General features: G+C 45.5%; 28 protein-coding genes and 4 tRNA genes. 27 read left to right on the plus strand and 5 right to left on the minus strand.

All coding sequences use genetic code 11. From position 1 onward, the window contains the following. The first annotated feature begins 1 nt into the window (after window position 1). From rpmD to infA, 6 genes are all read left to right on the plus strand, one after another. The gene (gene rpmD / locus V9W66_RS14390; RefSeq protein ID WP_015526932.1) at window positions 2–181 is read left to right on the plus strand and encodes a 50S ribosomal protein L30; all 180 of its coding nucleotides are present in this window, start codon (window positions 2–4) and stop codon (window positions 179–181) included. 12 nt (window positions 182–193) lie between these two features. Next, window positions 194–634, plus strand: a complete 441-nt coding sequence (gene rplO, locus V9W66_RS14395; RefSeq protein ID WP_015526933.1) for a 50S ribosomal protein L15 — start codon at window positions 194–196, stop codon at window positions 632–634. Then, window positions 634–1,947 carry a preprotein translocase subunit SecY gene (gene secY / locus V9W66_RS14400; protein ID WP_144094286.1) on the plus strand — a complete coding sequence of 438 codons (1,314 nt, stop codon included), beginning with the start codon at window positions 634–636 and terminating at the stop codon, window positions 1,945–1,947. The genes rplO and secY overlap by 1 nt, the downstream gene beginning before the upstream one ends. Before the next feature lie 98 nt (window positions 1,948–2,045). Then, window positions 2,046–2,690, plus strand: coding sequence for an adenylate kinase (locus V9W66_RS14405; RefSeq protein WP_144094285.1), 645 nt, complete (start codon window positions 2,046–2,048; stop codon window positions 2,688–2,690). A gap of 2 nt (window positions 2,691–2,692) precedes the next feature. After that, the gene (gene map, locus V9W66_RS14410) at window positions 2,693–3,451 is read left to right on the plus strand and encodes a type I methionyl aminopeptidase (protein ID WP_015526936.1); all 759 of its coding nucleotides are present in this window, start codon (window positions 2,693–2,695) and stop codon (window positions 3,449–3,451) included. A 34-nt stretch (window positions 3,452–3,485) separates the two neighbouring features. Beyond that, window positions 3,486–3,704 carry a translation initiation factor IF-1 gene (gene infA, locus V9W66_RS14415; protein ID WP_005428560.1) on the plus strand — a complete coding sequence of 73 codons (219 nt, stop codon included), beginning with the start codon at window positions 3,486–3,488 and terminating at the stop codon, window positions 3,702–3,704. 349 nt (window positions 3,705–4,053) lie between these two features. Here the strand turns inward: infA and V9W66_RS14420 are convergent, their stop codons facing one another. From V9W66_RS14420 to V9W66_RS14430, 3 genes are all read right to left on the minus strand, one after another. After that, on the minus strand, window positions 4,054–5,376 hold the full coding sequence (locus V9W66_RS14420; RefSeq protein WP_144094284.1) for a sodium-dependent transporter: 1,323 nt from the start codon (window positions 5,374–5,376) through the stop codon (window positions 4,054–4,056). Window positions 5,377–5,547: 171 nt separating this feature from the next. Then, entirely contained in the window at window positions 5,548–6,273 is a 726-nt protein-coding gene (locus V9W66_RS14425; RefSeq protein WP_144094283.1) for a UTRA domain-containing protein, read from the minus strand. 319 nt (window positions 6,274–6,592) lie between these two features. Continuing rightward, entirely contained in the window at window positions 6,593–7,324 is a 732-nt protein-coding gene (locus V9W66_RS14430) for a YoaK family protein (RefSeq protein WP_144094282.1), read from the minus strand. Between the two features lie 221 nt (window positions 7,325–7,545). On the opposite strand from V9W66_RS14430, the gene rpmJ reads away from it, so the two are divergent. From rpmJ to V9W66_RS14490, 12 genes are all read left to right on the plus strand, one after another. Continuing rightward, window positions 7,546–7,659, plus strand: a complete 114-nt coding sequence (gene rpmJ / locus V9W66_RS14435) for a 50S ribosomal protein L36 (protein WP_003022746.1) — start codon at window positions 7,546–7,548, stop codon at window positions 7,657–7,659. Between the two features lie 307 nt (window positions 7,660–7,966). Beyond that, entirely contained in the window at window positions 7,967–8,335 is a 369-nt protein-coding gene (gene rpsM, locus V9W66_RS14440) for a 30S ribosomal protein S13 (RefSeq protein WP_008707282.1), read from the plus strand. Between the two features lie 55 nt (window positions 8,336–8,390). Beyond that, window positions 8,391–8,783: a 30S ribosomal protein S11 gene (gene rpsK / locus V9W66_RS14445; RefSeq protein ID WP_015526942.1), complete on the plus strand. Its 393-nt coding sequence runs from the start codon at window positions 8,391–8,393 to the stop codon at window positions 8,781–8,783. Between the two features lie 16 nt (window positions 8,784–8,799). Continuing rightward, the gene (gene rpsD, locus V9W66_RS14450) at window positions 8,800–9,393 is read left to right on the plus strand and encodes a 30S ribosomal protein S4 (RefSeq protein WP_015526943.1); all 594 of its coding nucleotides are present in this window, start codon (window positions 8,800–8,802) and stop codon (window positions 9,391–9,393) included. 84 nt (window positions 9,394–9,477) lie between these two features. Further along, a complete protein-coding gene (locus tag V9W66_RS14455; RefSeq protein ID WP_118513017.1) occupies window positions 9,478–10,437 on the plus strand; it encodes a DNA-directed RNA polymerase subunit alpha in 960 nt (319 codons plus the stop codon). A 91-nt stretch (window positions 10,438–10,528) separates the two neighbouring features. Further along, window positions 10,529–11,065: a bL17 family ribosomal protein gene (locus V9W66_RS14460; RefSeq protein WP_021976084.1), complete on the plus strand. Its 537-nt coding sequence runs from the start codon at window positions 10,529–10,531 to the stop codon at window positions 11,063–11,065. A 198-nt stretch (window positions 11,066–11,263) separates the two neighbouring features. Next, the gene (locus tag V9W66_RS14465; RefSeq protein ID WP_144094281.1) at window positions 11,264–11,527 is read left to right on the plus strand and encodes a LytTR family transcriptional regulator DNA-binding domain-containing protein; all 264 of its coding nucleotides are present in this window, start codon (window positions 11,264–11,266) and stop codon (window positions 11,525–11,527) included. Between the two features lie 379 nt (window positions 11,528–11,906). Continuing rightward, window positions 11,907–12,611 carry a phosphatidylinositol-specific phospholipase C/glycerophosphodiester phosphodiesterase family protein gene (locus V9W66_RS14470; RefSeq protein WP_243121751.1) on the plus strand — a complete coding sequence of 235 codons (705 nt, stop codon included), beginning with the start codon at window positions 11,907–11,909 and terminating at the stop codon, window positions 12,609–12,611. A gap of 30 nt (window positions 12,612–12,641) precedes the next feature. Then, window positions 12,642–13,976, plus strand: a complete 1,335-nt coding sequence (locus V9W66_RS14475) for a MurT ligase domain-containing protein (RefSeq protein WP_144094279.1) — start codon at window positions 12,642–12,644, stop codon at window positions 13,974–13,976. Then, complete coding sequence (locus tag V9W66_RS14480) at window positions 13,973–14,701, plus strand: type 1 glutamine amidotransferase (protein ID WP_015526951.1); 729 nt, start codon at window positions 13,973–13,975, stop codon at window positions 14,699–14,701. The genes V9W66_RS14475 and V9W66_RS14480 overlap by 4 nt, the downstream gene beginning before the upstream one ends. Before the next feature lie 9 nt (window positions 14,702–14,710). Beyond that, window positions 14,711–15,328 carry a WYL domain-containing protein gene (locus V9W66_RS14485; RefSeq protein WP_015526952.1) on the plus strand — a complete coding sequence of 206 codons (618 nt, stop codon included), beginning with the start codon at window positions 14,711–14,713 and terminating at the stop codon, window positions 15,326–15,328. Between the two features lie 13 nt (window positions 15,329–15,341). Further along, window positions 15,342–16,733 carry a substrate-binding domain-containing protein gene (locus V9W66_RS14490; protein ID WP_144094278.1) on the plus strand — a complete coding sequence of 464 codons (1,392 nt, stop codon included), beginning with the start codon at window positions 15,342–15,344 and terminating at the stop codon, window positions 16,731–16,733. Window positions 16,734–16,828: 95 nt separating this feature from the next. Here the strand turns inward: V9W66_RS14490 and V9W66_RS14495 are convergent, their stop codons facing one another. Further along, the gene (locus V9W66_RS14495) at window positions 16,829–17,401 is read right to left on the minus strand and encodes a xanthine phosphoribosyltransferase (RefSeq protein ID WP_144094277.1); all 573 of its coding nucleotides are present in this window, start codon (window positions 17,399–17,401) and stop codon (window positions 16,829–16,831) included. Between the two features lie 173 nt (window positions 17,402–17,574). Here V9W66_RS14495 and V9W66_RS14500 point away from each other — a divergent pair, with 173 nt between their 5' ends. The 3 genes from V9W66_RS14500 to V9W66_RS14510 all read left to right on the plus strand — a co-directional run bounded on the left by V9W66_RS14500 (window position 17,575) and on the right by V9W66_RS14510 (window position 19,117). Next, window positions 17,575–17,802, plus strand: a complete 228-nt coding sequence (locus tag V9W66_RS14500) for a hypothetical protein (RefSeq protein ID WP_015526956.1) — start codon at window positions 17,575–17,577, stop codon at window positions 17,800–17,802. A gap of 14 nt (window positions 17,803–17,816) precedes the next feature. Next, on the plus strand, window positions 17,817–18,185 hold the full coding sequence (locus V9W66_RS14505; protein WP_144094276.1) for a metal-sensing transcriptional repressor: 369 nt from the start codon (window positions 17,817–17,819) through the stop codon (window positions 18,183–18,185). Window positions 18,186–18,280: 95 nt separating this feature from the next. After that, the gene (locus V9W66_RS14510) at window positions 18,281–19,117 is read left to right on the plus strand and encodes an Mrp/NBP35 family ATP-binding protein (RefSeq protein WP_015526958.1); all 837 of its coding nucleotides are present in this window, start codon (window positions 18,281–18,283) and stop codon (window positions 19,115–19,117) included. Between the two features lie 168 nt (window positions 19,118–19,285). On the opposite strand, the gene V9W66_RS14515 is transcribed toward V9W66_RS14510, so the two are convergent. Then, entirely contained in the window at window positions 19,286–20,164 is an 879-nt protein-coding gene (locus tag V9W66_RS14515; protein ID WP_021650784.1) for a LysR family transcriptional regulator, read from the minus strand. A 154-nt stretch (window positions 20,165–20,318) separates the two neighbouring features. On the opposite strand from V9W66_RS14515, the gene V9W66_RS14520 reads away from it, so the two are divergent. From V9W66_RS14520 to V9W66_RS14545, 6 genes are all read left to right on the plus strand, one after another. Beyond that, on the plus strand, window positions 20,319–24,074 hold the full coding sequence (locus V9W66_RS14520) for a phosphoribosylformylglycinamidine synthase (RefSeq protein ID WP_144094274.1): 3,756 nt from the start codon (window positions 20,319–20,321) through the stop codon (window positions 24,072–24,074). A gap of 193 nt (window positions 24,075–24,267) precedes the next feature. Next, a tRNA-Val gene (locus V9W66_RS14525) sits at window positions 24,268–24,340 on the plus strand. A gap of 16 nt (window positions 24,341–24,356) precedes the next feature. Beyond that, window positions 24,357–24,430, plus strand: a tRNA-Met gene (locus V9W66_RS14530). A 7-nt stretch (window positions 24,431–24,437) separates the two neighbouring features. After that, window positions 24,438–24,510, plus strand: a tRNA-Val gene (locus V9W66_RS14535). Between the two features lie 16 nt (window positions 24,511–24,526). After that, window positions 24,527–24,600, plus strand: a tRNA-Met gene (locus tag V9W66_RS14540). Window positions 24,601–24,779: 179 nt separating this feature from the next. After that, on the plus strand, window positions 24,780–25,745 hold the full coding sequence (locus tag V9W66_RS14545; protein WP_144094273.1) for a diacylglycerol/lipid kinase family protein: 966 nt from the start codon (window positions 24,780–24,782) through the stop codon (window positions 25,743–25,745). Window positions 25,746–25,789 lie beyond the last annotated feature (44 nt).

A 25,789-nucleotide genomic window follows, 5' to 3' on the forward strand; every position in this document is an offset into this window, starting at 1 on the left:
AATGGCAGATACAATCAAGGTTACACTGGTAAAATCTCCGATCGGTGCAGTACCGAAACACAAAAAAACTGTAAAAGCTATGGGTCTTACAAAGATGCATAAAACAGTTGAGATGCCAGACAACGCTGCAACCAGAGGAATGATTCAGCAGGTGCAGCACCTGGTAAAAGTAGAAGATTAAGGAGGTGCCAGAATGGAATTATCAAACTTAAGACCCGCAGAGGGTTCCAAGCATAGCGATAACTTCAGAAGAGGCCGTGGACATGGTTCAGGAAACGGCAAAACTGCTGGTAAAGGACATAAAGGACAGCTTGCTCGTTCCGGACACAAGAAACCGGGATTCGAGGGAGGTCAGATGCCTTTATACAGACGTCTTCCTAAGAGAGGTTTCACTAACAGAAACTCTAAAGAAATTATCGCAATCAATGTAGACGTTCTCAATCGTTTTGAGGATGGCGCAGAGGTTACAGTTGACAGCTTACTTGCAAGCGGTGCAATCTCCAAGATCGGTGATGGTGTTAAGATCCTTGGAAACGGCGAGCTTACAAAAAAACTTAATGTTAAAGTTAATGCTGTCAGCGAGACTGCAAAAACAAAAATTGAAGCTGCTGGTGGTACAGTAGAGGTGATCTAATGTTTGAGACTCTTAAGAGTGTTTTCAAAGTAAAGGAAATGAGAAGAAAGCTTCTCTATCTGATCTGGATGATATTCGTGATCAGAATCGGATCCCAGCTTCCTGTACCGGGAGTCGACAGTGACTTCTTTAAGCAGTGGTTTGAATCTAATACCGGTGACGCATTCAATTTCTTTGATGCGTTCACCGGCGGTTCCTTTACTCAGATGTCAATTTTCGCATTGAACATCACACCTTACATTACTTCTTCCATTATCATTCAGCTTCTTACCATTGCCGTTCCGGCACTGGAAGAGATGCAGCGTGACGGAGAAGAAGGAAGAAAAAAGCTTACAGCAATCACACGTTATGTAACGGTTGGTCTTGCTCTGTTTGAGTCTGTTGCCATGGCAATCGGATTTGGACGTCAGGGTATGATCCCGAACATGAGCTTCCTTAAAGGAATCGTAGTTGTTGCAAGTTTAACAGCGGGTTCTGCAATGCTTATGTGGCTGGGCGAGCGTATTACAGAGAAGGGCATTGGAAATGGTATTTCCATCGTCCTGACTATCAATATCGTGTCCAGGATCCCGAGTGATATGTCCCTTCTTTATGAGAACTTCGTCAAGGGCAAAACAATTGCAAAAGGAATGCTTGCAGCCTGCATCATTGCTGTGATTATTCTGTTTGTTGTAGTGCTCGTACTTATCCTCAACGGAGCAGAGAGAAGAATTCCGGTTCAGTATTCCAGAAAGATGGTTGGACGTAAAATGATGGGCGGTCAGTCCACAAACATCCCGCTCAAGGTAAATACTGCCGGCGTTATCCCGGTTATTTTTGCTTCCTCTATCATGTCTTTCCCGTCGATCATTGCTCAGTTCGCTGGCAAAGGAAACGGAACGGGCATCGGAAGTGAGATCTTAAGAGGACTTTCCTCCAATAACTGGTGTAATCCAAGTCAGATCCAGTACAGCTGGGGGCTGATCGTGTATGTGGTACTTTGCGTATTCTTCGCATACTTCTATACATCAATTACCTTTAATCCGTTGGAAGTAGCCGATAATATCAAAAAGCAGGGCGGTTTTATCCCAGGCATCCGTCCGGGAAAACCGACTTCAGATTATTTGACTAAAATCCTGAATTATATTATATTTATAGGTGCAGTAGGTCTTGTTATCGTGGCCGTTATACCGTTCTTCTTCAACGGTGTGTTCGGTGCGGATGTTTCCTTCGGCGGTACATCTATCATCATCATCGTAGGTGTTATCCTGGAGACCGTTAAGCAGGTGGAATCTCAGCTGCTTGTACGTAATTACAAAGGCTTCCTGAACTAATTGAAAATGAAGGTTGCGGTGCGAAAGTGTCGCAGCCTTGATTTGTAAACAGGACTGTCTGAAGATCAGGCAGAAAACAGGAAAATGGAGGGTATGCTATGAGAATTATTATGTTGGGTGCACCGGGGGCAGGTAAAGGTACTCAGGCTAAGAAAATTGCGGCGAAATATGGAATTCCGCACATCTCCACAGGAGATATTTTCCGTGCTAACATCAAAAACGGTACCGAGCTTGGAAACAAAGCAAAAACTTACATGGATCAGGGACTTCTTGTTCCGGATGAACTGACCTGCGACCTTGTTGTTGACAGAATCCAGCAGGATGACGCAAGGGAAGGGTATGTTCTGGATGGTTTCCCGAGAACCATTCCGCAGGCAGAATGCCTGACAGAGGCTCTGAACAAACTTGGAAGCAAAATTGACTATGCGATTGATGTGGATGTGCCGGATGATAACATCGTGAAACGTATGAGCGGACGCCGTGCATGTGTGAAATGCGGTGCAACTTATCACGTTGTATTTGCAGCACCGAAGACAGAGGGGGTCTGCGATACCTGTGGTGACAAGCTTGTACTCCGTGATGATGACAAGCCGGAAACAGTCCAGAAGCGTCTGAATGTTTATCATGAGCAGACACAGCCATTGATTGACTATTACACCACACAGGGTGTTTTGAAGACGGTAGACGGAACCAGGGATCTGAATGAGGTATTCCAGGAGATCGTTGACATCTTAGGAGAATAAGAATGTCCGTAACAATTAAGACACAGCATGAAATCGAACTTATGAGAGAAGCAGGCCATCTTCTTGAGAAGGTGCATGACGGTCTGATCCCTTACATCAAACCGGGTGTCAGCACCAAAGAGATTGATAAGATCGGAGAAGAAATGATCCGGTCTATGGGCTGTATTCCGAACTTTCTGAACTACGGAGGTTTTCCGGCTTCTTTCTGCATCAGCCTGAATGATGAGGTTGTGCATGGAATTCCATCCGAGGAGAAGATCATCCAGGACGGGGATCTGGTTAAGATCGACGCCGGCCTGATTTATAAGGGCTACCATTCTGACGCAGCACGTACCTATGCGGTAGGTGAAGTATCCAAAGAAGCACAGCAGCTCATTAAGGTTACAAGAGAGTGCTTTTTTGAAGGACTGAAAATGGCAAAAGCCGGAAATCATTTAAATGATATTTCCAAAGCCATCGGAGCCCACGCAGCGAAATACCGTTACGGTATTGTACGTGACCTTGTAGGACATGGAATCGGAACTCATCTTCATGAGGATCCGCAGATTCCAAACTTCCCGCAGAAGCGCAGGGGCATCAAGCTCCTTCCGGGAATGACCCTGGCCGTCGAGCCCATGATCAACCTTGGTCGTGCGGACGTGGCATGGCTGGACGATGAGTGGACAGTGGTAACCATGGATGGTTCACTTTCCGCCCATTATGAAAACACGATCCTCATCACCGATGGGGAACCAGAGATTCTGACGCTTACGAATCTGTAAGCAGCAATTGTTGTCATGACATAGGAGGTAAAAAATGTCAAAAGCAGATGTGATCGAAGTAGAAGGCACTGTTCTGGAGAAACTGCCTAATGCGATGTTTAAAGTGGAACTGGAAAACAAACATGTGGTACTTGCACATATCAGTGGCAAGCTCCGTATGAATTTTATCCGTATTCTCCCGGGAGATAAAGTAACGATCGAACTTTCTCCGTATGATCTTTCCAAAGGAAGAATCATCTGGAGAGATAAATAAGAAATATTGTAAAAGACGACCTGGTGGCGTTAAGCTGCCGGGTCTTTTTTTGCCTTTTCTGCAGAAAAAGAATTTGAAGTGGAGTTTATCACTCACAAAAGAGACAGCAGCTGAGAGTTCAGATGATAAAGATACGGAAGATGCAGAATAATTGGAAATCAGTGTAAAACTTAAACGTGTTGACAAACTGTGAAGTGAGTGTATTCAGGATATGCAGCAAATCGAAAATCCTGGTTTTACGAATATTATAAGATAAAACATAAAAATCCCTCGGAAATGATTAAAAAATCATTTTTCGGGGGATTTGTTTATGCAGATAATTTTTTATTTTACTTATGCTATCACCTTATCATCCGATCCCGCCCAGCACAACACCAAGGATCAGCACCAGAAAGCACACCGGAATATAAAGATATTTACACACCGGATAAAAATATTTCGTGAATGGTTTCTCACGGCCTTTGCTGATCTGGCTTTCCACATAGCTCCGGCCGAAGATCCAGAAGAACATGATCCCTGCAAGTCCTGCGCCGAGAGGACAGATATAGATGGAAAGCACATCCATCCAGTCAGAAACAATGCCCTGGATAAGAAGCGAAACCACAACGCCGATCACTGAGATCACCATGCAGGAAGGGATCCGGCCAAGACCTGTTTTTTCCTGAACTGTGGCAATAGGAGCTTCATAAAGGTTCATAAGCGAGGTCATGCCTGCAAGGAACACAGCTACGAAAAAGATGATGGCAATGATCCGTCCGCCAGGCATGGTTTTGATCAGGTGCGGCAGGTAGATGAACAGAAGTCCGGGACCGCCCTGGTCAAGCTTGGCACCTGTGGTAGCCATGGCCGGAATGATAACAAGTGCTGCCAGCATAGCAGCCAGAGTATCAAAAAGTGCTACCTTTGCAGCAGATGCAGGGATATCTTCGCTGTCCGGAAGATAAGATCCGTAGATCAGTGTACCGTTGCCTGCAACAGACAGGGAGAAAAATGCCTGTCCAAGTGCGAAGATCCAGGTGGAAGGCTTTGCCAGAACTTCCGGCTCCACGCGGAAGATATAGCGGTATCCGGCAGCAGCTCCCGGCTGAAAGGCAACATAGATGCCAAGGATCACAAACAGTATAAAGAAGATAGGCATCATCACTTTATTGGCCTTTTCGATGCCGCTTCCAACGCCGTACATCAGGATAAACATGCAGATCACAAGAGCAGCCAGCTGCCAGAGATTATTTCCCCAGGCAGAGGCCATGCCTCCGAATTTGGCGCCAAAGGACTCAATATCTGCCGGTGCCAGGGTGGAGCCTGTAAAGGCTCCGAGCATATATCGGAAGATCCATCCCATAACAACGGTATAACCGATAGCCATGGCCAGTGCACCGATCACCGGTATCCAGCCCAGTGTTTCGCCCAGCCTTCGTCTGCCTCTGGTTTCGCAGGCCATGCCGAAGGCGTCAATGGGCCCGGAACGTGTCCCGCGGCCAAAGCTCATCTCACCGATCACCCCGGTAAAGCCGATCAGCGCCACAAAAATAAAATACGGGATCAGGAACGATCCCCCGCCATACAGGGAAACTCTGGTGGGAAACATCCAGATATTTCCCATTCCAACCGCAGACCCGATGCAGGCCAGAATGAACCCCCAGCGGCTGTTAAAAGATTCTCGTTTTTTCATAAAAATAAAATTTCCTCTCTCCGTTGATCGTTTCAGTATAACATAATTTTGGAAAATAGGAAACTGCAGCATCTATACAGATGCAGGCCCTACAGATCCAGGCGGCTATTTGAGAGCCACATTTGTCACCTGCTCATAACCGTATAGCTGCGAAGCAGTTATGAGCCGGGCTCATCGGCGCAGGGCATTATCATAAAATCGAAAATGATCCGGTCTGTGCCGTGACTGGGTATACTCAAACATCACACCGTCACTGTTATAAGTCTGGCTGGACACCACAGCCACGCAGTTATAATCCTTTACATTCAGATGAAGATATTTTTCATCAATTTCTGTAACCTTTTCCACAGTCATGATACGTTTGCTGTTGACAATAGTCATATGAAGCACCTGTTCCAGATATTCATAGATAGAATGACTGGCAATCTCGGCAGTAAGGCCGGGAACGGATTCCTTCAGAAAATAATTATGGTTGATGATCAGCGGGATATCTTCAAGATAATGGATACGCTGAATATAATATACTTCTGCACCAGCGGGAAATCCTGTATAAGCTGACTGATTTTTGCTGATATAAAGCTCTGTAAAAAGAGCCACCTCCGTATGGGCATTCTGACCGTTCCTTGCAGCAGATTCCTTGAAGGTTTCGATCTCTCCGATGGTGAAAGCAGTCTTCTCGTTTGGACGGTAGATATTGCGGACACCTTTTCCCTGCATGGTCTGTACATAGCCGTCACTGACAAGAAGACTGACCGCACGTCGCAGGGTATTGCGGGAGCAGCCGTAAGTCTGGATCAGAGTGTTTTCGGAAGGCAGAAGCTCCTGATAGGCAAAGGTGTTGTCCTCTATTTTCATTTTCAGATCTTTATAGATATCTTCGTAAATACTTTTGGGCATTTCAATTCTCCATTCATGTTCGGTCAAAAATATATAGCAGGATTTATGATTTCTGAAATAATTATAAAAGATTTTTCCGGTAAGTGCAATGTAAATACCACGGAATGTTTAAACAAGTTACAGAGCATATTGATATGTTATAAAGATAGTATGAGAAATATAGATGAAATCAATTTGCGGCCATTCAAAATCATGATACTGGATTTCGAACGCATATAAGCTGTAAGCGTCAGAGGGGCTTACGCGTAAACAAAAAAGGAAATGTGACAGTGTAAAAACAGATCACATTTCCTCTTATTTTATCAAAGCTAAAATAAAGTCAGGCTTCTTTTTTCTTATAGGAAAGATTCCTGAAGCTGCTGCCGTCAGAAGCTGTGCTTCGGGTAACTGCCGGTGCATCGGCTGCGGTATTCCGGTCTGTACTGATCAGCCATACAGCATAGAAGGAAGGAACCAGACAGAGCCATACGCCTGAGAGACTGCAGGTCATATACAGGATCAGAGACAAAGCTGCACCTGTATGAAAAGAAAGCAGCGTCATTCCGTAGAATTTTGCTTTATCGCACTGTGCGCTGTCCTTTTTTATAAGGAACTGAGTGACAGCTGTGGTGAACTGGCGGAGGTTGTTGGTGGAAAAGATCGTGGAGCTGTTATATCCGCCGGGAGCCTTGAAGGTACACCACTGGAAAGGCATTGCAAAGAACACGGGGTAAAGAGCCACAACCGGAGACATTTCGGAAGGAAAGAATCCCAGGAGCAGGATCGCAGAGATATCGATCCCGATACTGATAAAACGAAGATCTGCGGAAAAATGCTCTGGGATCCAGACCGTAAGGATAACAGCAGCCATATATATGAGAAGCGCACCCACACGCAGAAGCATATCCGAAAAATTCCTGCCTATGAGATCCCGCACAACACCAAGAAGATTGGCTGTCTGGGCATTGCCGAAAAGATCAGCTCTTGACACAATGGCATAAAGCCCCAGGTATCCACCGATAAAAGATAAGGTGTAATGTATCAGAAAACGATATTTCATTTCCGTATGCATATGTAAAGATTCCTTTCATTAAAATAGGCAGATTCCATATGTCTGCCGGACTTTGCCACCCATTATAATACAGCCTGTAAAAAAAATCAAAAATTTTTTAAATTTTTTCTTGCATTTCAGGAAAACAGGTGTTAGTATATATTTCAAGCGCGCAAATACTGTGTATGAGTGCGCCTGTGAAACTGCAGATATGAGACTAATTTACGGAAGGAGGATTTCCAGTGAAAGTAAGATCATCTGTAAAGCCGATCTGCGAGAAGTGCAAGGTCATTAAGAGAAAGGGATCCATCAGAATCATCTGTGAGAACCCGAAGCACAAACAGCGTCAGGGTTGATTTCCATATCGGAACTTCTTTGGAATGTTTGTGAAACGTGCGGCTGCAGTATGAAACACCCGGCAGGGTTGTTCTACTGAACAGATAATAAGCATGTATTGCCTAATACCGAGAGGCAACAGCGGTTAAGATCCGCAATTTCGGAAAGGCTGTGATTCGCCAATTACAGCTGGGTGTTTTACCGAGGCACCCCAATTAGGAAACTAGAAAAGAAAGCGGCAGGTCGATATGTCCCATTTCACCTTGCGAGAGCAAGTGACATACGATATGCGGAACTTTCAGAAACAGAAAATGGAGGAAACAGTACATGGCTCGTATAGCTGGTGTAGACTTACCAAGAGAGAAACGTATTGAAATCGGTCTTACCTACATTTATGGAATTGGTAGACCAAGCGCAGACAAAATTCTTGCTAAAGCAGAGGTTAATCCTGACACACGTGTCAGAGATCTGACTGATGACGAGGTTAAGAGACTGAGTGCTGTTATTGATGAGACAATGACAGTAGAAGGTGATCTGAGAAGGGAAATCGCCCTTAACATCAAGAGACTGCAGGAGATTGGATGCTACAGAGGTATCCGTCATCGTAAAGGACTCCCGGTTCGTGGTCAGAAGACTAAGACAAATGCGAGAACTCGCAAGGGACCGAAGAGAACTGTTGCAAACAAGAAGAAATAATTTATAGATATAACTAATTAATTTCAATAAAAGGAAAGTGTAGGTTAGTTTTAAAATGGCAAAAGTTACAAAGAAAACGACAAAACGTCGTGTCAAGAAAAACGTTGAACACGGACAGGCACACATTCAGTCTTCCTTCAACAATACAATCGTCACACTGACAGATAACGAAGGAAACGCTCTTTCATGGGCAAGTGCCGGTGGTCTTGGATTTAAAGGTTCAAGGAAATCTACCCCTTATGCAGCACAGATGGCAGCAGAGACTGCAACAAAGGCTGCTTTAATTCATGGATTAAAAACAGTAGACGTTATGGTAAAAGGCCCGGGCTCAGGCCGTGAAGCTGCAATCCGTGCGCTTCAGGCATGCGGACTTGAAGTAACCAGCATTCGTGACGTAACTCCGGTTCCTCACAACGGATGCCGTCCACCAAAACGCAGAAGAGTCTAATTAGGAGGTAGTTGAAATGGCAGTAAATAGAGTACCTGTTCTGAAAAGATGCAGATCCCTTGGCCTGGATCCGATTTACTTAGGAATTGATAAGAAGTCCACAAGACAGTTAAAACGTGCAAACCGCAAGGTGTCTGAGTATGGTCTTCAGTTAAAAGAGAAACAGAAAGCAAAATTTATCTACGGAGTTCTTGAGAAACCTTTCCGTAACTACTACAAGAAAGCCGACAGAATGCAGGGCCAGACAGGTGAGAACCTTATGGTTATGCTTGAGAGCAGACTTGACAACATCGTTTTCCGTATGGGATTTGCCAGAACAAGAAGAGAGGCTCGTCAGATCGTAGATCACAAGCACGTACTTGTTAACGGAAAATGTGTAAACATTCCGTCCTACCTGTGCAAAGCAGGAGACACAATTGAGATCAGAGAGAAGAGCAAAGGCTCTGAGAGATATAAAGGAATCCTTGAGATCACTGGCGGAAGACTTGTTCCGGAGTGGATCGACGTTGATCAGGAGAACCTGAAGGGTGTAGTTAAAGAGCTTCCTACAAGAGAGCAGATCGATGTTCCTGTAAACGAGATGCTTATCGTCGAGCTGTATTCTAAATAATTAGTAACTGTTTACTGTGTCTACAGTTATAAAAATTGGTAATACCCTCGAATGTTGATTAACCCAGAAGGAGGGAACCTTATAGTGTTTGATTTCAATAAACCAAAAATCGAAATTACCGAAATATCCGAAGATAAGAAGTTTGGAAGATTCGTTGTAGAGCCTCTGGAAAGAGGTTATGGTACTACCCTTGGCAATTCTTTAAGAAGAATTATGCTGTCCTCCCTTCCGGGAGCTGCAGTAAGCCAGGTGAAGATCGATGGTGTACTTCATGAATTCAGCTCCATTCCGGGCGTGAAGGAAGATGTGACCGAAATCATCATGAATCTGAAATCTCTTGCCATTAAGAATCACAGCAGTGATAATGAGCCGAAGACCGCATACATTGAGTGTGAGGGCAAAGGTGTTGTTACAGCAGCTGATATCCAGGCAGATCAGGATATTGAGATCATGAACCCGGATCAGGTGATTGCAACCCTGAACGGTGGAAAAGACTGCAGACTGGCCATGGAGCTTACCATTACCAAGGGACGTGGCTATATCAGTGCAGACAAAGGCAAAACCGATGACATGCCGATCGGTATGATCGCAGTGGATGCGATCTACACACCGGTAGACAGAGTTAACATGATCGTAGAGAATACACGAGTTGGTCAGGTAACTGACTTCGACAAGCTTACACTGGATGTATATACCAATGGAACACTTGATCCGGATGAGGCAGTCAGCCTTGCAGCGAAGGTTCTCAGCGAGCATTTAAGCCTGTTCATTGATCTTTCCGAGAATGCTAAGACCGCAGAGGTTATGATCGAGAAAGAAGACAATGAGAAGGAAAAGGTTCTGGAGATGAGCATTGATGAGCTTGAGCTCTCTGTTCGTTCCTACAACTGCCTTAAGAGAGCCGGTATCAATACGGTTGAAGAATTATGCAACAAGACTTCTGACGATATGATGAAGGTTCGTAATCTGGGCCGCAAATCCTTAGAGGAAGTACTTGCAAAACTCAAAGAGCTGGGACTTCAGCTCCAGCCTACAGAGGAATAATCCGGAAACAGAGTAATGAGTGGGGTGTCAGCAGCAGGGCAGTAAGACCGAACAAGCATGTCCTGGTGTCCCACAGATGGAGGATAATAAAATGGCAAAATATAGAAAATTAAGTAGAACATCTAACCAGAGAAAAGCACTTCTCAGAAATCAGGTTACAAACCTTCTTCATCACGGAAAGATCGTGACAACAGAAGCTAAGGCTAAAGAGATCCGTAAGATCGCTGAGGGACTTATCGCTATGGCTGTACGTGAGAAAGACAATTTCGAGACAGTTACAGTAACAGCTAAGGTTGCTCGTAAAGATGCTGACGGAAAACGTGTAAAAGAAGTCGTAGACGGCAAAAAGAAAACAGTTTATGATGAAGTTCAGAAAGAGATCAAGAAAGATGCTCCTTCCAGACTTCATGCACGTCGTGAGATGATGAAAGTTTTCTATCCTGTAACAGAGGTTCCTGCTAAGGGCGCTGGCAGAAAGAAAAATACAAAAGAAGTTGACATGGTTGACAAGATGTTCAGCGAGATCGCTCCGAAATACGCAGATCGTAACGGTGGTTACACAAGAATCGTTAAGATCGGACAGCGTAAAGGCGATGCAGCAATGGAAGTTCTTATCGAGCTTGTATAATTTACTTCTGACCGATTTAAAGGACATTTGCAGAAATGCAGATGTCCTTTTTTAATATTCTAAAAAACTCGAAAAAATGCATAAATGGTGGGTTTTCGACCATAAATTACATTAAGATATCATAATTTGAATAACAAATCATGGTATAATATATAGAACAAAAAGTAACAACGATGGAGTAAAAGGGGATACATAAATATGACGATGATGACCATTGCCATTTGTGATGATATGCAGACGGATGCGAGAAGACTTCACAAACAGCTTGACGACGGTACATTTTTGCGGTGTCATCAGAGCTTTATCGTAAATATGGAACGGGTCACAGGAGCTGAAAATGACAGCTTCCATATCGGAGAGCATGTAATACCGATCTCCCGATCCTATAATCGGAATGCACACGAGAAATATGATGAATATCTGAGGCTTCAGCAGGAATATGACGAGGAAGAAGAGGATTAACTTGATTATTATCCTTTTTTAGCGTACAATCGGTAATGTATGAAATACGACTACACGTATACGAAAGGATGATAAACATGGTCGGTGGGACTTTTGGTATTACCGGACAGAAACAATATAGGAATGGTTTGGGACAGGTTCCCGGATATGATAAATTTGCAGAAGATAAAAAGGAAAGCAGCGAGGAAATGTTTTCCTTTACGTCTTGTGCATTTTTTTGTTGCCTGAGATGATGCGACGTTTTATACTGACATTGGAAATACTGTTTGTATCGCTTTTTCTTCTGGGAGGAAGTTTCCCGGAAACAGAAACTGCCCGGAATACATCAGGAGGATTTAGCTGGAAGGACTACAGGACCATTGCACATGCTCTGGGAGGTATGGACGGAAAGGATTACCTGAATTCCAGAGAGGGATTTCTGTTCATGTATGAACAGGGAGTTCGTCTTTTTGAATTGGATCTTTCCAGGACATCCGATGGAGTATGGGTCTGCAGGCATAACTGGTATGATTCCATGGGACAGTGGGATGGCAACGGAAAAAAAGTCCTTACAGAAAAGGAATTCAGACAAAGTAAAATATATGGGAAATACACCCCCATGACACTGGAGGATTTTTTCCTTCTTCTGAAAGATTATCCGGATGCATATGTGCTGATCGATTCCAAACAGTATTCTCTTCGCAATTATCAGAGAACACTGGAGGATTACAGTGATTATGTGGAAATCGCCAGGAATGCAGGTGCCGGTGAGACGCTGGACCGGATCATTCCGGAAATCTACAATGAAGCAATGTTTCCCGGAACGGCCATGCTCTATTCTTTTCCTTCCTATGTATATTCACTGTGGCAGGAGTATTCTGTGGAAGAGCTGGAGCATATTGCATCCTTCTGTAAAGAAAAGGGAATTCCGGCAGCAACAGTATACTGGGAGTATTGGTCAGAAGAAACGGAGAAGATCTTTGAAAAAAACGGGATCAGTCTGTATGTTTATACGGTTAATGACCGTGACCAGGCCAGAAGATACATTTCGCAGGGAGCAGAAGGAATCTGTACCGATTTCCTGACAGCGGAAGATCTGTGGTAAGAGAAATAAAAACAAAGGAATCAGAAGATTATGAAAATAAGAACAACCATTGCTGTGATGGCAGCAAAGATCACAGGACATGTCTGTAAGCTTATGGGCCGGCAGGGTGTGACCTGGGCCGGTAAGGTCGCGATGAAGATCTGTCCGGATATCCTGGAAGAGCTTTCTTCTCAGGTAAGAGAAAAAATATTTGTAGTATGCGGAACAAACGGAAAGACTACAACCAATAACATGCTGTGCGCAGGCCTTGAGGCAGAGGGAAAAAAGGTCATCTGCAATCATACCGGTTCCAACATGCTCAACGGAGTTGTGGCAGCCTTTGTATTGGGGGCAAAATTCAGCGGAAAACTGGATGCGGATTATGCCTGTATCGAGGTGGATGAGGCATCCACAAGACATGTGTTCACAAGGATCAGACCGGATTATATGGTTATGACCAATCTGTTCCGTGATCAGCTGGACCGTTATGGCGAGATCGATATCACTATGAACATCCTGGAAGAAATGATGAAAAAGGTTCCGGATATGAAGGTCATTGTCAATGGTGATGATGCACTGTCTGCATATCTTGCCATGGACTGCGGAAATCCTTTTGTAACCTACGGGATCAGCAAACCGGTGATCGAGAACAAAACAAACGAGATCCGTGAGGGCCGGTTCTGTAAGTGCTGTGGAGAAAAGCTGATCTACAGCTTCTATCATTACAGTCAGCTGGGAGACTACAGATGTCCGAAATGCGGCTTTAAACGTCCGGAGATCGACTTTGATGCCACAGATGTGAAGGTGGATGATCAGATCGCCTTTACAGTGGAGGATAAACGGATCGTGGCCAATTATAAGGGATTCTATAATGTGTATAATATTCTGGCTGCCTATGCGGGAATTCGTACCGCAGGCTTTAAGGCGGAGCATTTTAATGAGATGCTCCGGAAGTTTAATCCGGAGAACGGACGCAATGAACAGTTTCGGATCAAGGGCACCAGTGTTGTTCTGAATCTTGCCAAGAATCCGGCCGGTTTTAACCAGAACATTTCAGCTGTGATGCAGGACGGATCACCAAAGGATATCATCATTGTGATCAATGATAATGCACAGGATGGAAAAGATATCTCCTGGCTCTGGGATGTGGATTTTGATCTTTTCGGAGGGGACAATATCAATTCCATCACAGTCAGTGGTATCCGGTGTCAGGATATGCGCCTCCGTCTGAAATATGTGGATATCCCGTCCATGCTGGAAAATGATGTGGAGACAGCCATCCGCAAACGAATCGGGGATGGATGCGGCAATCTTTATGTACTTGTAAATTATACGGCGCTGTTTGGCACCAGAAATATCCTGAAGAAACTGGAGGGTGAGAAATGAAGATAACGATAGGGCATTTATATCCGGATCTTCTGAACCTTTACGGTGACAGAGGAAATATCCAGTGTCTGATGAAGCGCTGTCTCTGGAGAGGAATCGAGGCAGAAACCATAGCTTATGAACTGGATGACAGAATCGATTTTTCCAAACTGGATATCGTACTTCTTGGCGGTGGCTCCGACAGAGAACAGATGCTGGTATGTGAAAAGCTGAAGGAAATCCAGAAGGATTTCAAGGCGTATGTGGAAGACAATGGGGTTGTGATCGCAATCTGTGGAGGGTATCAGCTCCTTGGAAATTATTATAAGACGGATCAGGGGATGATCGAGGGTCTGAAGCTTGTAGATATGAGCACTGAGCAGGGAAAAGGCCGCCTTATTGGAAACATTGTGATGCAGAGCGATCTTTTTGATATGCCCATCGTAGGTTTTGAAAATCATGGAGGGCGTACCACCATCGGAAACAACAGATCCCTGGGAAAGGTTCTGTCAGGATACGGAAATGACGGACAATCCGGTGAGGAAGGGGTTGTATACAAAAATGTGATCGGTACGTATCTTCACGGACCGCTTCTTCCCAAGAACCCGCAGCTTGCAGATCTTCTGATCAGCCGTGCACTGGAAAAGAAATACGGTAAAAAGATCGAACTTGAGAAACTGGACGACAGCGAGGAACAGGAGGCAAACTCCTATATTTTCCATCGCTTTGTAAAAAACGAAGGATAAGAGGGCAGTATGGCAAAATCAAACAATCAGAAGGCGAAGATCCTGTACCTTGAAAAAATGCTGCGGGAAACAGGGGAGCATCGGGTAATATCTATGCAGAAGATCCTTGAGAATCTTGAGAAACAGGGAATCCGTGCAGAGCGAAAGAGCATTTATGATGATGTGGAGGTATTACGTTCTTTTGGAATGGATATCCGTTATACAAGAGAACGGCCGGGTGGGTATTATCTTGCCGGTGAGAGTGCCGGAGAGGAACAGCCGTCTGAAGAACCCGGGCTGACTGCGGAAGCTAAGGAGATTCATGAAACTAAAGATATTCATGAGACCTCTGTGACAGGGTACCGGAAGCTTCTTGAGGCTTCAGCCGGAACCATAAAAAAAGAAATAAAACTTCTCTGTACCGGAGCTGTACAGGCGGAGGTGCGTGACTTTTTCGGCACAGATGCAGAATATAAGATGAAAGATAGCGGAGATCTGACGGTAACTGCAGAGCTTCCGGAAAATGGAAAATTCTACGGCTGGCTGACCGGGATGGGCGGCAGTGTACGTATCCTGAAACCCAAGAAATCTGCAGCCGCCTACAGAGACTATCTGAAATCACTGGCAAAGGACTATAAAGGCTTATAGGAGAGATTTGATCATGAAGAAAAAAACAGCAATCCTGCTTGTGGGAGCTTTTGTCTTTACAGCAGCCTTTTCCGGCTGTGGAAAAAACAAAGAGGCGACAGAGGCAGCCAATGAAAGTGTGGAGTCTGAAGACCCGGAAGGAAAAGCCAAAAACAGCAATGATGCAGAGGAAGAAGAAAAAGAAGAAGCAAAAGAAACTGCGGCAGCAGATAAGAAAGTAGGTGTGTTTCTGCCTTCATCAGCAGATGATCCCCGTTGGTCTGCTGATGGAGAAACTCTTCAGAATACACTGGAAGATGATGGATATGATGCAGAGATATTTTGGGCAGATGAGGACAGTGATACGCAGGTATCACAGATCCAGTCCATTCTGGACGATGAAGAGCTTTCTGCACTTGTCATCGCACCTTCAGATGCTTATAGCCTGAACGATGTGCTGGAGCAGGTGAATGAGAAATCTATCCCTGTGATTTCTTACGATCAGCTGATCATGGATACAGATAAGGTCAACTATTATGTTACCTTTAATACAAGAAAAGCTGGAAAAATGGTGGGAGATTCCATCATAAAAAAAATGGATTTGGAGAAAGCCCGGGAAGAAAAGAAAACTCTGACCATTGAGTTCCTTATGGGCTCTCCGGATGATCGTGACGCACTGTTCTTTTATAATGGCGTGATGGAGAAGCTTCAGGAATATTTCGACGACGGAACACTGGTATGTACTTCAGGAAAGCTGACCTTTGATGATACTGCAGTGATGCGTTCCGGAAGAAATACTGCAAAGAATGATATGGCGGAGATCCTTTCTCAGAATTATACAGAGGGTGCGCCGGATATTATCTGCACAGGTGCCGACGACCTTGCACTTGGGGCTGTGGATGCCCTGGAGGATGCAGGACATGTGTCTGGAGAGGATGGCTGGCCTATGATCACAGGAGGCGGATGTGAGGCAGAAGCAGTGACCGCTGTGATCCAGGGAAAGATTGAGGATGATCTGCTGTTTGATAACCGTGTACTGGCAAATGACTGTGTGACGATGGTGGATGCTCTTCTGAAAGGGGAGAAGCCGGAGATCTCCGATTATGAGCAGTATGACAACGGGACCAAGATCGTGGGAACTGTGACCAGTGATATCCAGCTGATCGATGCAGATAATTATCAGATGCTTGTGGATGACGGATATTATGAAGAAAAAGAGATTATGCCGGAGGCAACTGCCACACCAACGCCGACAGTGACATCGGAAGCTGCGGTGACGGAAGAACCGGATATAGATGAAAATACACCGGAAGCTGCATCGGCTTCATCGGAAAAGGAAGAAACGGAAATTTCCGGAACACCGACACCGGAGGAAACAGTAACTCCGACACCTTCAGAAAAGTCGGAAAAGGGTGCAGATGCATAGATCAGAAATGATATCATGATCTGGCTGTGATAAAAATAAAAATACTCCCGGAAACAATGTATATAAGTTTCCAGGAGTATTTTTTATGATAAATCTTATTCACGGAAAGCAAGTTTGCCATCAGCAATGGAATCAATGATAGCAAGGGATTCCAGATGGATACCCATGTCACGGATGGTCTGTCCGCCGGACTGGAAGCCTTTTTCGATAACGATTCCGGCTCCTTCAAGAGTTGCGCCGGATTTCTTAACGATGTCGATCAGACCGAGAAGTGCACAGCCATTGGCAAGAAAATCATCGATCAGGAGTACGTGATCTTCCGGTCCGAGAAATTTCTTGGAAAGAATCACATCGTAAACTTTCTTGTGGGTGAAAGACTCTACCTTGGTGGTGTACATCGCGCCGTCAAGGTTCACACTCTGTGCTTTCTTGGCAAATACAACCGGTACATGGAAATACTGTGCCGCAATACAGGCAATACCGATACCGGAAGCCTCGATGGTAAGGATCTTGGTGATTGGACAGTGGTCAAAACGTTTCTTGAATTCTTTGCCGACCTCGTTGATCAGGTCAATATCCATCTGATGATTCAGGAAGCTGTCCACTTTTAAAATATTTCCTTCTTTTACTACGCCGTCTGTCAGAATTCTGTCTTTTAAAAGCTGCATGAAATTTATCTCCTTTGATTTATCACATTAATATATGTTTACTGCCCACGGACAGAGCAGTAATATTTTTAATATGTATCATACGACAATATTTGCGTGAGTGCAATTATTTTTGACAAAAAAACATAAAATTATTATAATGGATAGGATGACTAAGAAAGGAACAGGCACAGATGAAAGAGTACGAAGTAATCTGGGAAATTTTTAACAAATGTCCGAGAAATCAGATGCGTGATGTATTTGTGGAAGAAGTGGAGATTGCAGATCCGGAAGCGTATGTGAAACAGAAATTTCAGGGGAAGGATGTCTCCTACGAGAAGACAGTACTGGAAGACGGAACCATCATTTTTGACATTCAGACATCTATGATCCGGCAGCGCTGTTCTTTCACGGAGATCTGAAGGAGGAAATACACATGAAAGAAACACATGTGCACGTTCTCGAGGATGGAACCGTTCTTGAACATACCCACGGGGATCAGGAACATGTGCATACTCACGATGGCACACATCCTCATCATCACAGCCACGCACAGACCAAGGCCGTACTCAACAGACTTTCCAGGGCCATCGGGCATATGGAATCCATTAAGCGTATGGTGGAGGAAGGACGTGACTGCAGCGAAGTGCTGATCCAGCTGTCAGCCGTAAAATCTGCGATCAATAATACAGGCAAGATCATCCTGCAGGATCATATAGAGCATTGCATTGTGGATGCCGTGGAGCATGGAGACAGGGATGCTATCAGGGAACTGGAAAAAGCGATCGACAGATTTATGAAGTAAGGTAAGGAGTTCATAAGAGATCGTGAATGAGAAAAAATATACGGACAGAGAGCCAGTTCTGTCTGTGTAAATACAAAGAATGAGAGGAATCTATTATGGCAAAAGAGTGTAGCAATACATCCTGCAACAAATCAAGCTGTGAAGGCTGCGGACAGAAACAGCCCCAGAGCCTCATGGCAGAACCAAATGTTTTTTCTGACGTAAAACATGTGATCGGAGTTGTCAGCGGAAAGGGAGGTGTGGGTAAATCCTTCGTAACAGGCTCCCTGGCAAATCTGATGGCTTCCAAGGGATATAAAGTGGGCATTATGGATGCTGATATCACCGGTCCGTCCATCCCGAAGATGTATGGCATCAAGGGCAATGCACAGGGCAGTGACAATGGGATCTATCCGATGCCAACTGCAAACGGAATCGAGGTTATGTCTGTAAACCTTCTTCTCCCGGATGAGGAGACACCGGTGATCTGGAGAGGTCCGGTCCTTGCAAATATGGTAAAACAGTTCTGGAGTGATGTGATCTGGGGTGAATTGGATTATCTCTTTGTAGATATGCCGCCAGGAACCGGAGATGTTCCGCTGACAGTATTCCAGTCCCTGCCGATCGAGGGTGTCGTGATCGTTACTTCTCCGCAGGATCTGGTCCGCATGATCGTCAAGAAGGCCTATAACATGGCTGATATGATGAAGGTTCCGGTCCTTGGAATCGTGGAGAACTATAGCTATGTGAAATGTCCGGACTGCGGAAAAGAGATCAAGGTCTTTGGCGAGAGCCATATCGATGAGATCGCTGCAGAACTGAAGGTTCCGGTCCTGGGCAAGATGCCGATTGACGTGAAGCTTGCAGAGCTTGCAGACAGCGGTCTGTTCAGTAAGATCGAGAATGAGTATATCACTGCGGCAGCAGACGTGATGCCGAAGGCTGAAGCGTAAGTAATAAGAATAATATCTGACCGATATCAATAACAGAAAAGACCACCGGAATTGAGTACATAAGGATCGTAATAACCTTATGGCAGATTCCGGTGGCTTTTTTTACTGAATCAGGGAAGTATCCTGCTTCGATCGCGAAAAGCAGTAAGCGGCAGGAACTTGATCGTATCAGATCTGGGAAAAATATTTAAGAAAGCACTGGGCAGCCTGGGAAAGCTGCAGTGCTTCATGATGAGCGATCACGGCACTTCTTGCGGGCAGAGGTGTTTTCAGATGGACAGGTTCCAGACCCGGACGGTTGCGGAGCATATAATCCGGGATACAGGCAATACCAAGTCCGATCTCTGCAAGATCGATCAGCAGATCGTTGCTGTTCAGTTCAACCTCAGGCAGCAGCTTCAGTCCCTGGGCTGCAAACACCTGATGAAGATATTCGCTGGTGGTACTTTTTGGAGCGAGCATCAGGATGGGATAATCCAGAAGATTTTCCATGGAAAGAGGCGATTTGCCCATGGTGAAATAGTCCGGATTTGCCACGAAGATATCCCGGAATTCCAGCACAGTCTGAAGCTTGGTGTGGGCTGAAAGCCGGGAATTCGGGTAGTTGGTGACGATCAGTTCAGCCTGGCCGTTTTCCAGAAGCTCCGCACATCCGATGGAGGTACTGTTGATGATCTTGATCCGTACCTCCGGATGATCCTTGTGGAAACGGCGGAGATAGGGGATGAGAAAATAGCGGCACAGAGTATCGCTGGCACCGATCCGCAGCTGACCGGTAAGATTTCCTTCTCCGGAAAGGACAGCCTCTCCCTCGTTTAGCATGGAAAGGGCCGGCTTTACATGCTGGAGGAGAAGCTCTCCCTCCGGAGTCAGGATGACCCGTTTGGTGCTGCGCACAAACAGAGTATGGCCCAGCTTTTTTTCAAGGTTTTTGACGGCCTGGCTTACTGCAGACTGTGAGATAAAAAGCTGTCTGGAAGCCTCCGAAAAGCTCAGCGTCGTGGCCACGTAATAAAACACTTTGTAAAGTTCAAGATTGATATCCATATGTGAAAAATCCTCCGCTTATAAATGATATAAGATATATTAATTTTACTAATGATATTTCCTATGATACTATATTTTCAGCAGAAAAGAAAGACTGAAATGCTTTCTGCACGTTTACCATCCTTATTATCGGATATAGAGAAAGGAGCCTTCTATGAGCAACGTAAGACGTGTGTATGTAGAAAAGAAACCTGCCTTTGCAGTAAAAGCAAAGGAACTGAAACATGAGATCAAACATTATCTTGGTATCAGCACTGTGACAGCAGTCCGTGAGCTGATCCGTTATGACGTGGAGAATATCTCCGATGAAGTATTTGAGAAAGCCTGCAAGACCGTATTTGCAGAGCCGCCGGTAGATGATCTGTATCTTGAAAAATTTGATGTGGCAGAGGGCGCACGTGTATTTTCCGTAGAATTCCTTCCCGGACAGTTTGACCAGAGAGCCGATTCAGCAGTGCAGTGTGTACAGTTCCTGGATGAGAATGCAGCACCGATCATCCGTTCAGCAACTACTTATGTAATCGAAGGAACCGTTACAGATGCAGAGTTTGAGGTGATCAAACATCACTGCATCAACCCTGTGGATTCCCGTGAGACAGGTCTTGAGAAGCCGGAAACACTGGTAACCGTATTCCCGGATCCTGAGGATGTGAAGATTTTTGACGGATTCAAGGATATGGCTGAGGCTGATCTGAAGGAGCTGTACGCTTCTCTGAACCTCGCCATGACATTTAAGGACTTCCAGCATATCCAGAATTATTTCAGAAATGAAGAGAAACGCGATCCTTCCATGACAGAGATCCGTGTCCTGGATACCTATTGGTCTGATCATTGCCGTCATACTACTTTCTCCACAGAACTTACCAGCGTGAAGTTTGACGAAGGTGATTATAAGACTCCTATTGAAAAAACATACAAAGAATATCTGGATGCCCATAAGGATATGTACAAGGGCCGTGAGGATAAGTTTGTCTGCCTGATGGATCTTGCACTTATGGCAATGAAGAAACTGAAAGCAGAAGGCAAGCTTGCAGACCAGGAAGAGTCTGATGAGATCAATGCCTGCAGTATCGTGGTACCGGTGGACGTGGACGGGAAAGAAGAAGAGTGGCTGATCAACTTCAAGAACGAGACACACAACCATCCGACGGAGATCGAGCCTTTTGGTGGTGCGGCAACCTGCCTTGGCGGAGCTATCCGTGATCCGCTTTCCGGACGTACCTATGTATACCAGGCAATGCGTGTGACAGGTGCAGCAGATCCTACCGTATCCGTAAAGGAAACTCTGAAGGGTAAACTTCCGCAGAAGAAGCTTGTCCGCAGCGCAGCCCACGGCTACAGCTCCTACGGAAACCAGATCGGTCTTGCAACCGGTGCTGTAAAAGAAATCTATCATCCGGACTACGTTGCAAAACGTATGGAGATCGGTGCGGTTATGGGTGCGGCTCCGAGACGTGCGGTCATCCGTGAAAATTCCGATCCTGGAGATATCATCATCCTTCTTGGCGGACGTACCGGTCGTGACGGTATCGGCGGTGCAACCGGTTCCTCCAAGGTCCATACAGAGGCTTCCATCGAGGTCTGCGGCGCTGAGGTGCAGAAAGGTAACGCGCCTACCGAGCGTAAGATCCAGAGGATGTTCCGCAGAGAGGAAGTCAGCCATATCATCAAGAAATGTAACGACTTTGGCGCAGGCGGTGTTTCCGTTGCCATCGGCGAGCTGGCACCGGGACTTCAGATCGACCTCGACAAGGTTCCGAAAAAATACGCAGGTCTTGACGGCACTGAGATCGCCATCTCTGAGTCTCAGGAGCGTATGGCTGTTGTAGTTGACCCGAAAGATGTGGATACTTTCCTGAAATTTGCAAATGAAGAGAATCTCGAGGCAGTTCCGGTTGCAGTTGTAACGGAGGAGCCACGCCTTGTCCTTAACTGGAGAGGAAAAGAGATCGTAAATATCTCCCGTGCATTCCTGGATACCAACGGTGCACATCAGGAGACCTCCGTTGAGGTTGAGATCCCGTCAAAGGACGGAAATCTTTTCGAGGAACGTCCGGATGTAACAGATGTAAAGAAAAAATGGATGGATACTCTTGCTGACCTGAATGTATGCTCACAGAAGGGTCTTGTGGAGATGTTTGACGGCTCCATCGGCGCAGGCAGTGTATTTATGCCTCACGGTGGCAAATATCAGCTGACAGAGACACAGTCCATGGTTGCAAAGGTTCCGGTACAGAACGGAAAAACAGAGACTGTTACCATGATGAGCTACGGCTTTGATCCATACCTTTCCTCATGGAGTCCGTATCATGGAGCTGCCTACGCAGTAACCGAGTCCGTTGCCAAGATCGTTGCAACCGGTGGTGACTATAAGAAGATCCGTTTCACCTTCCAGGAATACTTCCGTCGTATGACAGAAGATCCTAAGAGATGGAGCCAGCCGTTCTCCGCACTGCTTGGCGCTTATGCGGCACAGATCGGATTCGGCCTTCCTTCCATCGGCGGTAAGGACAGTATGTCCGGAACCTTCAATGACATTGATGTTCCTCCGACACTGGTGTCCTTCGCAGTGGATGTTGCAAAGGTAAAAGATGTGATCACACCGGAGCTCAAAAAAGCAGGAAGCAAGCTGGTATGGCTCCGTGCACCGAAGGATTCCTATGATCTTCCGGATTACCCGGCTCTTATGGAGCAGTATGATAAATTACACCAGGATATCCAGGCAGGCCGTGTGATCTCCGCATATGCACTTGACCGTCATGGAATCGCTGCTGCAGTCAGCAAGATGGCCTTTGGTAACGGCATGGGTGTAAAGATTGAGCATAACCTTGATCCAAGAGATTTCTTTGCTCCGGCATTCGGCGATATCATCTGTGAGGTTCCGGATGGAAAAGTCGGTGAGCTTGCCATTACCTATACTGTGATCGGTGAGGTTACGGATAATGCGAAGTTCACCTACGGTGATACAGAGATCACTCTGAAAGAGGCGCTTTCCACATGGGAAGGAACTCTGGAGAATGTATTTAAAACAGCAGCAGGAACCGAGGACGTCAAGGCAGATGACGGTTCCCTTTACAAAGCAGACAGCATCTATGTATGCAAACATAAGGTTGCAAAACCGCGTGTATTTATTCCGGTATTCCCTGGAACAAACTGCGAGTATGACAGTACCCGTGCATTTGAGAGAGCAGGCGCCGAGGTAGACGTAAAGGTATTCAAGAACCTTACAGCAGAAGATATCCATGATTCTGTAGAGATCTTTGAGAAAGCCATCGATCAGGCACAGATGATCATGTTCCCGGGCGGCTTCTCAGCCGGAGATGAGCCGGACGGATCCGCAAAATTCTTTGCTACTGCGTTCCAGAACGAGAAGATCAAGGAGGCAGTTATGAAGCTCCTCAATGAGCGTGACGGTCTTGCTCTTGGTATCTGCAACGGATTCCAGGCACTGATCAAACTGGGACTGGTACCGTACGGTGAGATCTGCGGACAGAAAGAGGATTCTCCGACACTGACCTACAACACCATCGGACGCCACGTATCCAGGATGGTTTACACCAAGGTTGTCAGCAACAAGTCTCCATGGCTTCAGAAAGCACAGCTTGGCGGCGTATACTGTAATCCGGCTTCTCATGGTGAGGGACGTTTTGTCGCAAACGATGAGTGGCTGAAGAAACTCAAGGAAAACGGACAGATCGCAACAGAGTATGTACCGGTAGATGAGACAGGATATGAGGGTGAGTTTAACGTAAACGGCTCTTATATGAACATCGAGGGTATCACAAGCCCGGATGGACGTGTTCTCGGAAAGATGGCACACAGTGAGCGTCGTGACGCAGGCGTGGCTGTCAATATCTACGGAGAGCAGGATATCAAGATTTTTGAATCTGGTGTTGAGTACTTTAGATAATACCAGGATTGCGTGAGCTGCATGCAGTGGCAGGGGATTTCAGACCTCCCTGCCACTGTAAAAATACAAAAAAGAATATATTTTTTAAAAAATTAAAAAAAGTGAAAAAAACTGTTGACACAAGTCACAAACCATTATATAATAGCAAAGCGAGTTGCGGAATGGAAGAGTTCCTAAGACGAATAACTGTTATGGGATCTTAGCTCAGCTGGGAGAGCATCTGCCTTACAAGCAGAGGGTCATAGGTTCGAGCCCTATAGGTCCCATGTTACAAAAAGATATGGCGAGATAGCTCAGTTGGCTAGAGCACACGGTTCATACCCGTGGTGTCGAGGGTTCGAATCCCCCTCTCGCTATTTATATGGGATCTTAGCTCAGCTGGGAGAGCATCTGCCTTACAAGCAGAGGGTCATAGGTTCGAGCCCTATAGGTCCCATGTTACAAAAGAATATGGCGAGATAGCTCAGTTGGCTAGAGCACACGGTTCATACCCGTGGTGTCGAGGGTTCGAATCCCCCTCTCGCTACTTAACAAAAGGTCTGAAGATTCAATTTTATTGGGTTTTCGGACTTTTTTTGTTATAAAATTCCGGCTGCCTGTGGTAAGACCAGATATGAAAAGTTAAGATTGACATTTTACATCGTTTTTTTTATCATAGTAAAAGAATAGACATAACGAATCATTTCGGGAAATGAGGATTGTATAATGAAAAAAAGAATGCTTTTTGTTTTCAACCCCAAAGCAGGAAAAGGAAGAATCAAGATGCATCTGCTGGACATTGTGGATATCTTTAATAAAGGTGGGTACGAAGTGATCATCCGTGCCACGCAGGGACCGAAGGATGCTTATGAACAGGTGAAGGAATATGCAGATCAGGTAGATCTGATCGCCTGCAGTGGAGGTGACGGTACACTGGATGAGGTGGTTACCGGAATCGTGGAAGTGGGCAGCCAGACACCGATCGGGTATATCCCTGCAGGAAGCACCAATGATTTTGCCAACAGTCTGTTTATGCCGAAAAGTATGACTGCAGCTGCCTCCATGATCATGGAGGAGCAGATCTATCACTGTGACATCGGTAAATTTAATAACCAGACATTTGCCTATGTGGCTGCGTTTGGACTGTTTACCAATGTTTCCTATGAGACAGACCAGGATCTGAAAAATATCCTGGGACATGTTGCCTATGTGCTGGAAGGGATGAAGCAGCTTTTTGAGGTGAAATCCTATCATCTGAAGGTAACCTCCGATGAGCTGACTGTGGAGAATGATTTTATCTACGGTATGATCAGCAATTCCAGATCTGTAGGCGGATTTAAGAATCTTACCGGAAAAAACGTGGATATGAATGACGGACTGTTTGAGGTGACACTGATCACCAATCCGAAGAATCCGCTGGAGCTTCAGGAGATCATGACTGCGCTTCTTACTGCAGAGGATAATACAGATCTGATCTATTCTTTTAAGTCTGCGCATGTTGTGATAGAGTCAGAGGAGGCTGTTCCGTGGACGCTGGATGGAGAGTTCGGTGGAGATCAGACCCGTGTGGAGATCGATAATCTTCATGAGGCCATGAACCTTTATCTTACCAGCCGTAAGAAACAGAAAAAAAGCCGGCTGAACCAGAAAATGCAGGAGATTAAGGAGATTACCCAGAAGAGCGAAGAATGATCCGGGTATCCGAAGACAAGGTGATCATACAGAGGTGAAAATGT

The sequence above is a fragment of the Blautia massiliensis (ex Durand et al. 2017) genome (assembly GCF_051861785.1).
In the GTDB taxonomy this organism is placed as follows: domain Bacteria; phylum Bacillota; class Clostridia; order Lachnospirales; family Lachnospiraceae; genus Blautia_A; species Blautia_A luti_A.

Coding starts and splice junctions, on each gene's coding strand:
- V9W66_RS14485 (WP_015526952.1), top strand. CDS start 14,711: ATGGCAAAATCAAACAATCAGAAGGCGAAGATCCTGTACCTTGAAAAA.
- rpsK (WP_015526942.1), top strand. CDS start 8,391: ATGGCAAAAGTTACAAAGAAAACGACAAAACGTCGTGTCAAGAAAAAC.
- V9W66_RS14430 (WP_144094282.1), bottom strand. CDS start 7,324: ATGCATACGGAAATGAAATATCGTTTTCTGATACATTACACCTTATCT.
- V9W66_RS14420 (WP_144094284.1), bottom strand. CDS start 5,376: ATGAAAAAACGAGAATCTTTTAACAGCCGCTGGGGGTTCATTCTGGCC.
- rplO (WP_015526933.1), top strand. CDS start 194: ATGGAATTATCAAACTTAAGACCCGCAGAGGGTTCCAAGCATAGCGAT.
- V9W66_RS14465 (WP_144094281.1), top strand. CDS start 11,264: ATGACGATGATGACCATTGCCATTTGTGATGATATGCAGACGGATGCG.
- V9W66_RS14460 (WP_021976084.1), top strand. CDS start 10,529: ATGGCAAAATATAGAAAATTAAGTAGAACATCTAACCAGAGAAAAGCA.
- rpsD (WP_015526943.1), top strand. CDS start 8,800: ATGGCAGTAAATAGAGTACCTGTTCTGAAAAGATGCAGATCCCTTGGC.
- V9W66_RS14490 (WP_144094278.1), top strand. CDS start 15,342: ATGAAGAAAAAAACAGCAATCCTGCTTGTGGGAGCTTTTGTCTTTACA.
- V9W66_RS14495 (WP_144094277.1), bottom strand. CDS start 17,401: ATGCAGCTTTTAAAAGACAGAATTCTGACAGACGGCGTAGTAAAAGAA.
- V9W66_RS14510 (WP_015526958.1), top strand. CDS start 18,281: ATGGCAAAAGAGTGTAGCAATACATCCTGCAACAAATCAAGCTGTGAA.
- V9W66_RS14515 (WP_021650784.1), bottom strand. CDS start 20,164: ATGGATATCAATCTTGAACTTTACAAAGTGTTTTATTACGTGGCCACG.
- V9W66_RS14475 (WP_144094279.1), top strand. CDS start 12,642: ATGAAAATAAGAACAACCATTGCTGTGATGGCAGCAAAGATCACAGGA.
- V9W66_RS14425 (WP_144094283.1), bottom strand. CDS start 6,273: ATGCCCAAAAGTATTTACGAAGATATCTATAAAGATCTGAAAATGAAA.
- rpmD (WP_015526932.1), top strand. CDS start 2: ATGGCAGATACAATCAAGGTTACACTGGTAAAATCTCCGATCGGTGCA.
- rpsM (WP_008707282.1), top strand. CDS start 7,967: ATGGCTCGTATAGCTGGTGTAGACTTACCAAGAGAGAAACGTATTGAA.
- secY (WP_144094286.1), top strand. CDS start 634: ATGTTTGAGACTCTTAAGAGTGTTTTCAAAGTAAAGGAAATGAGAAGA.
- V9W66_RS14480 (WP_015526951.1), top strand. CDS start 13,973: ATGAAGATAACGATAGGGCATTTATATCCGGATCTTCTGAACCTTTAC.
- V9W66_RS14545 (WP_144094273.1), top strand. CDS start 24,780: ATGAAAAAAAGAATGCTTTTTGTTTTCAACCCCAAAGCAGGAAAAGGA.
- V9W66_RS14470 (WP_243121751.1), top strand. CDS start 11,907: ATGGACGGAAAGGATTACCTGAATTCCAGAGAGGGATTTCTGTTCATG.
- V9W66_RS14405 (WP_144094285.1), top strand. CDS start 2,046: ATGAGAATTATTATGTTGGGTGCACCGGGGGCAGGTAAAGGTACTCAG.
- V9W66_RS14520 (WP_144094274.1), top strand. CDS start 20,319: ATGAGCAACGTAAGACGTGTGTATGTAGAAAAGAAACCTGCCTTTGCA.
- V9W66_RS14500 (WP_015526956.1), top strand. CDS start 17,575: ATGAAAGAGTACGAAGTAATCTGGGAAATTTTTAACAAATGTCCGAGA.
- map (WP_015526936.1), top strand. CDS start 2,693: ATGTCCGTAACAATTAAGACACAGCATGAAATCGAACTTATGAGAGAA.
- V9W66_RS14505 (WP_144094276.1), top strand. CDS start 17,817: ATGAAAGAAACACATGTGCACGTTCTCGAGGATGGAACCGTTCTTGAA.
- infA (WP_005428560.1), top strand. CDS start 3,486: ATGTCAAAAGCAGATGTGATCGAAGTAGAAGGCACTGTTCTGGAGAAA.